Annotated in this window: 6 protein-coding genes and 1 tRNA gene; 3 read left to right on the top strand and 4 right to left on the bottom strand. The window is 74.4% G+C overall.

The annotated features are described in order from the left end of the window. Positions 1–316: 316 nt before the first annotated feature. Positions 317–1,072: a GPP34 family phosphoprotein gene (locus ACFWIC_RS15015; protein ID WP_329883319.1), complete on the bottom strand. Its 756-nt coding sequence runs from the start codon at positions 1,070–1,072 to the stop codon at positions 317–319. 299 nt (positions 1,073–1,371) lie between these two features. On the opposite strand from ACFWIC_RS15015, the gene ACFWIC_RS15010 reads away from it, so the two are divergent. Then, entirely contained in the window at positions 1,372–3,744 is a 2,373-nt protein-coding gene (locus ACFWIC_RS15010; protein WP_380518666.1) for a D-alanyl-D-alanine carboxypeptidase, read from the top strand. 44 nt (positions 3,745–3,788) lie between these two features. Here ACFWIC_RS15010 and ACFWIC_RS15005 read toward each other — a convergent pair whose 3' ends face one another. After that, positions 3,789–4,703 carry a YhjD/YihY/BrkB family envelope integrity protein gene (locus tag ACFWIC_RS15005; RefSeq protein ID WP_380518664.1) on the bottom strand — a complete coding sequence of 305 codons (915 nt, stop codon included), beginning with the start codon at positions 4,701–4,703 and terminating at the stop codon, positions 3,789–3,791. Between the two features lie 220 nt (positions 4,704–4,923). Then, a complete protein-coding gene (locus ACFWIC_RS15000) occupies positions 4,924–6,468 on the bottom strand; it encodes a glycosyltransferase family 39 protein (protein WP_329952984.1) in 1,545 nt (514 codons plus the stop codon). Between the two features lie 248 nt (positions 6,469–6,716). Between ACFWIC_RS15000 and ACFWIC_RS14995 the strand changes: the two genes are divergently transcribed. Next, positions 6,717–6,789 (top strand) — tRNA-Arg (locus tag ACFWIC_RS14995). Between the two features lie 270 nt (positions 6,790–7,059). Here the strand turns inward: ACFWIC_RS14995 and ACFWIC_RS14990 are convergent. Next, positions 7,060–7,860 carry a phosphatase PAP2 family protein gene (locus tag ACFWIC_RS14990; RefSeq protein WP_380518662.1) on the bottom strand — a complete coding sequence of 267 codons (801 nt, stop codon included), beginning with the start codon at positions 7,858–7,860 and terminating at the stop codon, positions 7,060–7,062. A gap of 442 nt (positions 7,861–8,302) precedes the next feature. Here ACFWIC_RS14990 and ACFWIC_RS14985 point away from each other — a divergent pair, with 442 nt between their 5' ends. After that, complete coding sequence (locus tag ACFWIC_RS14985) at positions 8,303–9,274, top strand: sigma-70 family RNA polymerase sigma factor (RefSeq protein WP_329883324.1); 972 nt, start codon at positions 8,303–8,305, stop codon at positions 9,272–9,274. Positions 9,275–9,408 lie beyond the last annotated feature (134 nt).

Here is a 9,408-nt window from a genome sequence, read left to right as displayed (position 1 = left end):
GGTCGCGGGGCTCACGGCGGCCTGACCGGTCCGTGCGGAAGGCCGGCACCCCTCGTGCGGGGCGCCGGCCTTCGTCCCGCGCGCCGGGTGGGTGCCTCGTGGGGCGGGTCCCGGTGGGCCGGGGGGTGGGGGGGCCGCGGGCTACTCCGGTCGGGGCCCCCCGCCCCTTCTCACTGCTGGTTGCTCGGCGCCGCCGTGCGGCGCGAGCGATGCGGCGAGCGCCGCTCTGCGCGCCGGTGAGTTCCCTGCGCGCGGGTGGTTCGCGTGCCGGTCCGGCAACCGGTCCTACCCGGCCGGCCGGACCTGCCCCGTCGGGTCAGCGGACGCCGACGCGAGGGGCCGCGACCCGTCCGCCGGACCCGCGTGCGGGCGCCGAGCGTGGGGCCGGACGGCCGTTGCTCGCGGCCGGGGCCGCGCCGCCGCTCTGGGCGGAACGGTTCTGCTGGCTCGGCAGGCCGTTCTGCACGTCCATCACGGCGTGCGCGACCATCCCGCCCAGCGGGTCGTACCGGATCAGGTCGCGCAGCCGGGACCGTGACGACCGGCCCTCGTTGCCCGGGTAGAGGTGCTTGCCCAGCCCCACCGAGTGCGCCAGCGCGGCGAGCGCCGCGGTCCGCGGGTCCGGCGGCACGCCGGTGCGGATCGCGGTGTCCAACCGCTGCTTGATCGCAGCGTTAGTGCAGTCGTCGGACGCCTGATAGCGCGTCGTCGGCAGCACCCCGCACACCTGGCCCGGCACGGCCGTGACCATGCCGCACCGTTCGAGGTGCGCCAGATAGGTCTGCCGGAGCCCCAGTCGGGGCCCGCCGATCCAGTGCGCGGCGCGGACCGGACTGCCACGTCGCCGCAACAGCTCCAGCGCGTGGTCGAGTGTCGGGTCACCGGTGGGCCGTGGCAGTACCACGGCGATGCGGTCTCCCTCCGGAACGATCCGTCCGGCCAGGGACAGCTCGACGAGCTGGGCCCCGGCGAGTCCGAGGTCGAGGGTCTGCGGCTGCGCAGTGGTGCCCGTGGCCGGGTCCAAAGCGAGCAGCAAGAGTTCCTCGGGAATAGTTCTGCGGCTCTTGCCCATCCAAGCCTCCCCGCGTGGATGGGAAACAGCGTGACGCCTCTCACACGGGCTTGTCGAGTACGCCTCCGAATCGTGACCTTGCGATCGAGCGGGGGAACCGGCCGTGGCGGGCCCGGCGTCTGACCGTTGAACAGGCCGCAGTGCGGCCGCGCCACGGCAATAACCGCCGGTCGGGCGGGGTGTGGGCGACCGCAAACGGTCGCGGGTGGCGGAGACTGTACAGGTACACGGGGCGGGGTACCGGCTTCCCGAAATCGGGTCTGCCGGTGCCCCGCCGGGCGTTGAGGAGGCTGGGTTACGTGGGCGAGTCCCCCGACAGGGTGCTGCGGGACGGCGAGCGGGCGCGGGAGCGGGACGGGGAACGGACCGCTGCCGCCGCGGCCTCCGAGGAGGTTGCCGCGGCGGCGGTCGGTGCCGGCGGAGGCGCCGCCGCCGGGTCGGCCGCGGTCGGCTCCGCACCCGAGTCCGGCGAGCCCGCGACCGCGACCGCGTCCGGATCCGCGTCCGCGTCCGGCTCCGACGCCGTGACCCCTTCCGAGCCCGGGCCGGCTTCCGAGACCGGGTCGGAGGCTGGGTCCGAGGCCGGGTCCGAGGCCGGGTCGGCCGGTGCGGAGCGCTCCGGTGCCACCGCCTCCGGCGCGTCGGGCGCGCCCCGGGGCGGCACCACCGCCCACCTCCGCGTCCGGGATGCGGACATCCGGACGACGATGCTGCGCCTGCCGTCGGACAAGGCGACCACCTCCCTGCGACTGCCCGCCGACGACGCGACCACCGCCCTGCGGCTCCCCGCCGAAGATGCGACCACCGCCCTGCGGCTCCCCGCCGACGAGGCCACGACCGCGTTGCGCCTGCCGGAGGAGCTGGTGGAACCCCTCGGGACCGGTGGCGTGCGGGGCGGGGACGGGCCGGCGAAGCGCCCGGCCGCCGACCCCCGTCTCGCCATGCGGACGGACGGCGGGGGTGCCGCCGGGGCCGCGACCGCCGACTCCTCGACCGCCGGACCCACCGGGGGCGCCGCCGCCGGAGCCGCCCCGGACACCGGCAGGCCCGAGCGGACGGACCGGCCCGAGCAGACGGAGCAGACGGAGAAGTTCGAGAAGCCGGACCACGCGGAGCGGACCCGGGCCCTTCGGGCCTTCCGCGCCCCCGCGGCCCCCGGTGCGGGCACCGTCCCCGCGCCGCCGGCGCCGCGCCCGCTGCCCGAGCCCGAGCCGACCCCCGACCCGGAACCGCTGCCCCGGCCCGCACCCGTACCCCCCGCCCCGGAGCCCGGGCCCACCCCGGCCCCCGAACCGCTGCCCACCCCCGACCGCCGGCCGGTGCCGCCCGCGCCGCCGCTGCCGGAGCCCGAACCGCTCCCCGCCCCGGAGCCCGTTCCCGCCCCGGAGCCGTCCCCGGAGTCGACCTCCGAGGCGATGGAGGTCCTGGCCGCACTCAGCGCCCGCCCAGTCTCCCCGCTGCGCCGCGCCCTCAAGCGGATCACCATCTGGACCCTGTTCCTGGCCGTCGTCCTCGGCGCGGCGGTGACCGCCCAGCTGCTCCGCCCGCTGCCGGACGGCAAGGTGCGGCTCACCGCCCCGGGCGGCTTCACCTTCGCCGGTGACCCGCTCGACCTGGCCTGGCCGGCCAAGGGCCAGTCGGCCGCCGAGGTGGTCGGCGTCGGCAGCCTGGGCAGCTCCGGTCAGGAGACGCCCGCCTCGATCGCCAGCGTCACCAAGGTCATGAACGCCTACCTGATCCTCCAGTCGCACCCGCTCAAGAAGGGCGAGAGCGGGCCGAAGATCACCGTCGACAAGCAGGCGGCCCAGGAGTCCGGCAACGTCGACGAGTCCCGCGCCACCCTGGTCGAGGGCCAGCAGATCAGCCAGTACCAGGCCCTGGAACTGCTGATGCTGCCGTCGGCCAACAACGTGGCCCGGCTGCTGGCCCGCTGGGACGCCGGTTCGGAGGAGGCGTTCGTCAGGAAGATGAACGACACCGCCGCCAGGTTCGGCATGACCAACACGACCTACACCGACCCGGCCGGATTCAGCCCGGACACCAAGAGCACCGCCAAGGACCAGCTGAAGCTGGCCGGCCAGGTCATGCAGGACGAGATCTTCCGGCAGATCGTCTCGACCCCGGACACCACCTTCAACAACCAGAAGATCTCCAACACCAACACCCTGATCTCCCCCAAGAACGGCATCATCGGGGTCAAGACCGGCTCCAGCACCCCGGCCGGCGGCTGCCTGATGTGGGCCGCCTACAAGGAGGTCGGCGGGGTGCGCCGGCTGATCCTCGGCGTCACCCTCGGCCAGCCGGCGACCACCGCCGAGCCCAGCATCCTCAAGATGGTCCAGAACGTCAGCGCCAAGCAGATCCAGGCCGCCCAGAACGGGCTGACCGGACAGAGCCTCGCCAAGCAGGGCGAGGTGGTCGGCCGGGTCGAGGACGGGCTCGGCGGCACCGTCCCGGTCGTCGCGGGCAAGGACCTCACCGTGGCCGGATTCCCCGGCATCACCGCGACCCTCGTGCTGGACCCGGTGAAGGTCGGCCACACCGCCAGGGCGGGCGACAAGGTCGGCGTGCTGCGCTCGGGCGAGGGCGACAACCGGATCGAGGTCCCGGCCGTGCTCCAGTCCGACCTGAACCCGCCGTCCATCGCCTCCCGGCTCACCCGCGCCCTCTGAGCGACACCCCGGGCGGAGCGGCAGGCACCCGCTCCGCCCGGGGCTCAGAACCGTGCGCCGCCCCAGCGGCCGGGTTCGGTCCGCGAACCCAACAGCCCCGCGACCGACTCCTCCTCGGACACCACCCGGCCCAGCGCGATCGACACCGTCAGCCCGGCGAACATGACGATCAGCCAGGACAGCCCGGTGAAGACCACCCCGTACGGCCCGAACTGGCCGATGCTGCGAGCCATCGCGCCCGGCAGGTAGACGCGCGAGGCCACCCCGAGGCCCACCACCACCGTCCCGCAGAGCAGCGCCCCCGGCAGCAGCGGCAGCCAGCGCACCCGGGCGCCCAGCAGCAGGTGCTGCGTCCACCACCAGATCGCCGTCCCGTCCAGGAACGTCAGCGGGATCCCCAGCCAGGCCCCCAACCCGAAGCCGTCCCGGACCGGCGTCTGCAGCACCAGGGTGACCAGCCAGACCGCCAGCCAGACCAGCCAGCGCCAGGCCGCCACCCTCGTCCCCGACTTCGGCAGTTCCCAGCAGCGCTCGCAGACCCGCTGCATCGCCCGGCTCAGCGCCGTCGCCGACAACAGCGTCACCAGCGCGCCGAGCAGTCCGAACCCGGTGTCCTGCTCGTGGCCGGTCCCGAGCAACTGCTGCACCGACTGCGCCGCGTCGCCCTCCAGACCCAGCTCCTTGCGCAGCGACCGCACCACGCCCTCCCGGATCGCCGCCGGGGTGAAGACCGCCACCACGAACAGTGCCGGCAGTGCGCTCAGGAACGCCTGGGCGGCCAGCCGGGTCGCGCAGTCCAGCAGGTTGACCCGGATCAGATGGTGCAGGGCCCGGCCCACCATCGGCACGTGCTCGGGCAGTCCGCGCGCGTATCCGGTCAGCTCGGCCGACCGCGTTCTCCACCGCGCCCTCCGCCGGGCCTTCCGCCGGGTCCTCCGGCCGGTCGGCTGCTCGCTCACGGGCCCGTCCTCCCGACCTGGTCACTGCGCACCATGGTCGCCCGCCCTCCGGGAGCGCGCATCCGGGGGCGACGGGGGCACGGCGCGCGGGCGGCACGGCGGCGTGGCGGCGTGGCCCGGAACATCCGGCCGCGACGTGCCCGGGGGAGGGAGGGACGTGCGAGGCGGGCGAGGAGTGACCGCTGACCGCGCTCCGGAGGGTACGAGCGGCGCTACGGCGTCAGCGCGTGCCGTCCAGCAGGGCCAGGGTCACCCCGCCGAGCGGTGTCACCCGGTCCGGCGGGCCGTACCGTTCGCGCAGGGCCGCCACCTGGTCGCCGGGCAGCACGGCCAGCGGATCGGCGGTGTCCCCGAGCACCAGCAGCCAGGCCCGCCGCCCGGGCCCCGTGCAGTCGGCGGGCCGCGGGCACGCCACCGGGAAGAGGTCCTCGGCCTGGGCGGCACTGCGTTCGACGAACACCGGGTACGGCTGCACCCGGTCCGGCAGGTAGTAGGAGACACCCGGTCCCACCATCGACCAGGCCTGGTCGCCGAGCGGCACGACCAGCCCGTCACCGGGACGGTAGCCGGCGGCTATCAGCCCGGCCGCCGCCTGGTACGGCTCCTTCGACTGCGAGTGCGAACCCTGGTAGCGGACCAGCGACTGCCGGGGCAGGGCCACCACTCCCGCCGTCGCGACCAGCCCGAGCGCCAGCAGCAGCCCCGCCACCCGCAGCTCCCGGGGCGTCCGGGTCCGCCGGGCGACCGCCACCACCGCGCCGTACACGGCGCGGATCCCGCCGCCGGCCAGCGCCGCCCAGGCGGGCACCGTGAACAGCAGGTACCGGTCGAGGAAGTACGAGGTCGAGCCGCGCGACATCACCCAGACCGCCAGCACCGGCAGTACCGCGAGCAGCAGCAGCTGGACCGCGGGCCGCCGGCGTCCGGGCAGGGCCAGGGCCAGCAGCCCGAGCACCACGAAGACGTGGAACACCCGGGCCGAACCGAAGAGCGGCTCGCCGAAGTGCCACAGCTGGTCCAGGCTCGGCCGGGCGAGCCAGCCCAACTGGCGCCCGGACTGCCGGTTGCCCAGCACCGCCACCGGCAGCGCGGCCAGCGCCGCGACGGCCACCGCCAGGGGGAGCCGCCACAGCAGCCGTCGCCGCGCCGCGCCGCGGCGGACCAGGTACGGCGTCACCAGGGCGAGTTGTCCGACCAGGGTGCTCAGCGAGACCAGGTGTCCCGCCCCCGCGACCGCCATCGCCACGCAGTACGGCGCCCACCGCCGCAGCGTCGGTTCGTCCAGCGCCCGGAGCAGGAACCAGGTCGCGGCCGCGACCGCACAGGTCACCAGCGCGTAGGAGCGGGCCTCCTGCGCGTACCGGGAGACCAGTGGCACGACCGCGAAGAGCGCCCCGGCGGACATCCCCGCGACGCGGCCGCCGAACAGCCGCTCGGCGGTGAGCGCCACGAACCCGGCCGCACCGGCCATGGCCAGCACCGACGGCAGCCGCAGGGAGATCACCGAGTCGCCGAACACCGCCGTCCAGCCGTGGAGGAGCACGTAGTAGGTGCCGTTGCTGGCATCGACGTGCTGCAGCATCCGCAGCAGGTCCCCGAGCGGGCGGGTGGCCGCCGTCCAGCTCGCCACCTCGTCCCGCCAGAGGTCGGGCGTGCCGAGCCGGTACCCGCCCACGACCAGCATGATCAGCGCCGGCCAGAGCCACACCGTCTGCAGCAGCCGAAGAACGGCGGGCCGGTACCGTTGTTGGTCCCCCGACGTCATGCTGGCGCGCCCCGTCCTCGCTGTGGTCCTCCCCGGTGGACGCCAATGCCCCCACCGGCACGTTTGTTCACCCAGGCTATCCGCCGCCCCTGCGGAGTGATCAGCTCGGGGGGTGATCACCGGTGGCCCCCGCTCCGCACCCGGGCTCCGTCCTCCCGGCGGAGCTGACTCCCCGTCGGTCCGGCCGCCCCGCCTCGTACCGCCACCCCTCCCTCCGCCGATCCGCTAGGCTGTCAGCGGTCATCCCCGCCTCAGTAGCTCAGGGGATAGAGCACGGCTCTCCTAAAGCCGGTGTCGCAGGTTCGAATCCTGCCTGGGGCACAGCGCCGATCACGGCGGATGACGTGAGAAGGGCCGGTTCACGAGGGGATCCTCGGAGCCGGCCCTTCGTCGTCACGTGTCACCGGCCGCTCAGCGTTGCCTGTGCTCGGCCCGGCCCGGATCGGACACGGTCGGTCCCCGCCACCACGGTCCGGCAGGCAGGGATTTGGGCGCCGACCGACGCAGAGCGCCCGGAGCCCGACCCGGCCCGGCCAGATCCGTGCCGGGAGCGGGCGGAGTGTGCCGGCGGAGGTGGCTCCGAGGGGCGTGTCAGCGGATCAGTTCGTCGGGGTGACCGCTGGGTTCCGCGGCGTCGTCGGGCAGGCCGGTGGGAGAGACGAGGACGCGCTGGACCCGGGGGCGGGTGCGCCAGTCCACCCGTCGGACGTCGCGGGCCAGCGCGCCGGGACGCGACAGCTCGATGACGACCGTCACGGCGCCGAGGACGATACCGGCGGCGAGCCAGCCGGCGAGGACGTCGCTGGGCCAGTGGACGCCGAGGGCGACCCTGGTGAAGCCGACCGCCAGCACGGTGAGGGCGGCGACCGAGCAGGCGGCGATCCGGCCGGATCGGCGGACCCGGGGCCAGAGCAGGCCGACCAGGACGACACAGGTGATCGCGGAGGCCATCGCGTGGCCGGAGGGGAGGGCCGGGCCGCCGGCGTGCGAGACCGGCTCGGGGAACGTGGGCCGCTCGCGGCCGAACGAGAGCTTCAGGACCCACAGGCCGCCCCAGCCGATCAGGGTCTGCGCCGCCACCCAGCCGGCCAGCACCCGTGCGCCGATCAGCCAGAGCCAGACCGCGACCAGGCCGAGCACCGTCCGCATGGTGACGGTGCCGCCGATGTTGGAGAACATCTGCACCGCGGCGGTCCACACGGTGTGCTCCGTGGCGTAGTGGTGCAGGTCGCCGACCGACGCGTGGTCGAAGCGGGCGAGCGGGCGCCAGGCCGTCTGCACCAGGGCCGCCAGCACGGCGAACAGCGCGGCACAGCCGACCGCGAGAGCCGCGTGCCGAAGCAGGTGGCGATCACGCGGGGTGATGGTGGGCGAGCTGTTGGTCAGGTGCATGGCTGACACCTTCCCAGCCGGTCGTGCCGATCGAGCGCTGGACCGATAGCGATTTGGCATCTTTTGTGCGGAGGACCTGCGTGCGCCCGGGGGCGGGCGCGGCCCGTGGGGAACGCGGGCGCCGGCCCGGGGGTTCACGAGAAGAGGGGCGGTGCGCGGGAGTGCGCCGCGGGTCGCGGCGAGGGCGTCGACCCGCCGTCCGCCCCGGGCCGGCCTGGCTTCGGAGCCGGCACCTCAGGTGTCCGAGCGGTCACCCTCCGTCCAGGATCGCGGTGAAATCCGGCAGGATACTGCATCGCCGGAAGAATCTGAGCGACTTGGGAATGTTGTCCGGAATCTGTTCGTTGGATCGTTACGTGTGAGGCCCCGCGGGGGCCCCCGCTTCTTGCCCGCTCCGGGCAGGCAGGCAGACCTCGGCAACACCAGCAAAGGGAGCACAAGCATGGCCACCCGTGCCGTCGTTCGCGACAGGGCCGACCGGACTCGCGCGGCCCGCCCGACCAACTTCGAGGCCGACCGTGACCTGGTCGGCATGTACCTCGACGAGATCGCCAGGACGCCCCTGCTCGATGCCGCCGAGGAGGTCGAGCTCTCACTGCGGATCGAGGCCGGTGTGTACGCCCAGCACCTGCTGGAGGAGGACGAGCTCCCCGCGAGCGTGCAGCGCGACGAGCTGGAGGCGATAGCCGAGGACGCCGAGCGCGCCAAGGACGTCTTCATCCGGTCCAACCTCCGTCTCGTGGTGGCCGTCGCCCGGCGCTACCCGCGCAGCGGCCTGCCGCTCCTGGACCTCATCCAGGAGGGCAACGCGGGCCTGGTGAGGGCGGTCGAGAAGTTCGACTACGCCAAGGGCTTCAAGTTCTCCACCTACGCCACGTGGTGGATCCGGCAGGCGATCACCCGGTCGATCGCCGACCAGTCGCGCACGATCCGGCTTCCCGTCCACCTGGTGGAGGAGCTGGGCCGGATCCGGCGGGTGCAGCGGGAGAAGTCCAAGGAGCTGGGCCGGGAGGCCGACCCGTCCGAGATCGCGGCCGAGCTGGACACCACCGAGGCCCGGATCAAGGACGTGCTGGACTGGGCACGTGACCCGGTCAGTCTGAACATGTCGGTCGACGACGAGGGCGAGACGCAGTTCGGCGACCTCGTCGAGGACACCGGGGCGACCTCGCCGGAGGATGCCGTGATGGTCATGCTCCGCCGCGAGGAGCTGGACGACCTGATCGGGCGGTTGGACGACCGCACGGCCTCGATCATCCGGTCGCGGTACGGGATGGAGGACGGCCGCGAGCGCACTCTGACCGAGGTGGGCAAGCAGCACGGCCTGACCAGGGAGCGGATTCGCCAGATCGAGAAGCACGCGCTGGCCGAGCTGAAGAAGATCGCCGACCACGCGGGCTTCGAGGCGGCGTGACGGCCGACGGTCGGGAGAACGGGGCGTGGTGGGGCCCGGGGGGGGGGGGCCCCCCCCCCCCCCCCGGGGGGCGCCGCGGGGGGGGGGGGGGGGGAGAGGCGGGGGGAGAGGGGGGGGGGTCTGGCGAGGGACGG

Source organism: Kitasatospora sp. NPDC127035 (assembly GCF_042726075.1).
Taxonomy (GTDB): Bacteria; Actinomycetota; Actinomycetes; order Streptomycetales; family Streptomycetaceae; genus Kitasatospora.
Note: the sequence above shows the minus strand (reverse complement) of the source record. Positions and strands in the feature narration are given on the sequence as shown.